Source organism: Chryseobacterium pennae, assembly GCF_003385515.1.
GTDB lineage: Bacteria > Bacteroidota > Bacteroidia > Flavobacteriales > Weeksellaceae > Chryseobacterium > Chryseobacterium pennae.
Genome location: NZ_QNVT01000066.1, coordinates 1 through 1,568, shown reverse-complemented (window position 1 = coordinate 1,568; position 1,568 = coordinate 1). Strand labels below are relative to the sequence as shown.

Sequence of the window (1,568 nt, the reverse complement as noted above, 5' to 3'; positions counted from 1 at the left end):
TGTAAATCGTCAGCAAAAAGTGTACTGATTTAGGCTCTCACTTAAGGAGTGTTTCATAAGAGATTAATTTTTAAATTTGATATTATGAACACCAGGAAAAAACCAACTCCTGAAACTTACATTAAAGAGATCAGGAGAAAAACCAGAAGAATCTTCACAGCCGAGCAAAAGATTCTCATTGTAATGGAAGCTCTTCGTGCAGAAACTTCTGTAGCAGAGATCTGCCGTAAGCATGGCATTCAGGAATCAACCTTCTACAAATGGAACAAAGAATTTCTTGAGGCCGGTAAGAAACGCCTTTCTGGTGATGTAGTTCGTGAGGCCACTTCTGATGAAGTTAGCCAGCTTCGTGAAGAAAACAAGAAGCTAAAAGAAATGGTTGCAGATCTTGTTTTACGGTATGATATTGTAAAAAAAAGCTTGGACATGCTGGACTAACCCAAAAATATAGAAAATATATGAGGTTATCCGCCGGTGAAAAATTAGAGATCATAGAACTCGTTACCCGCAGTGAAATAGGTGTCAATAGGACTTTGAGGGAACTCGGCATCCATAAGAGCACCTTTTACAATTGGTACAATCTGTATCTGAAAAAAGGATATGAAGGATTTTTTTCTCCCCCTTCTTTTAACAGAAAACAATGGAACAGCATTCCTGAGAAACAAAAAAACCTTGTAGTCGAGATCGCATTGGAGCATCCCGGACTTTCCAGCCGAGAACTGGCTTACAAAATCACTGATGAGCAGGGTATTTTTATTTCAGAATCAAGTGTGTACAGAATTTTGAAAAAGCGGGGTCTGATTACCGCTCCTTCTCATATCCTGCTCTCAGCTGCTGATGAATTTAAAGATAAAACCAATTTTGTACATGAGATGTGGCAAACAGATTTCACTTATTTTAAGATTATCGGTTGGGGCTGGTACTATCTAAGTACCATTCTAGATGATTACAGCCGTTATATTGTTCATTGGGAACTTTGCAGAAACATGAAAGTGAATGATGTAAAAAGAACGGTAGATTCAGCTGTAATAAAGTCAGGGCTTAAAAAAGGACAGGTTCCTAAACTTTTATCTGATAATGGCTCCTGTTACGTAGCTTCTGAGTTGAAAGAGTATCTGCAGAAAAAGTATCAAATCAATCAGCTTCATGGAAAACCTGCTCATCCGCAGACCCAGGGAAAGATCGAGCGTTACCACCGAACGATGAAAAATGTGGTAAAACTTCATTTTTATTACAGCCCTGAAGAATTGGAAAAAGCACTGGGGGAATTTGTGAACCGTTATAATGATGAACGGTATCATGAGTCTCTGCAAAATCTAACTCCTGCTGATGTATATTTTGGAAGAAGCGATGAAATACTCCGGGAACGCAGGAAAATAAAAGAGAAAACACTGCAACTCAGAAAACGGAATTACTTTAAAGAAAAAGTAAAACGCTAAGAAAAAGTTGTTCTGGAAAATTTTTGAGCCTCAAAGCTCAGAAAAATTTTATGGAAATCAACTTTTATTATAACTTTAAACTAACAAATACTCCCTAAGAGAAAGTCCATTTTATTTTGAAGACATACA

1 pseudogene is annotated in these 1,568 nt (G+C 37.4%); it reads left to right on the top strand.

From position 1 onward, the window contains the following. The first annotated feature begins 84 nt into the window (after positions 1-84). A pseudogene (locus tag DRF65_RS28135) lies at positions 85-1,439 on the top strand (IS3 family transposase). The last annotated feature ends 129 nt before the right edge of the window (positions 1,440-1,568 follow it).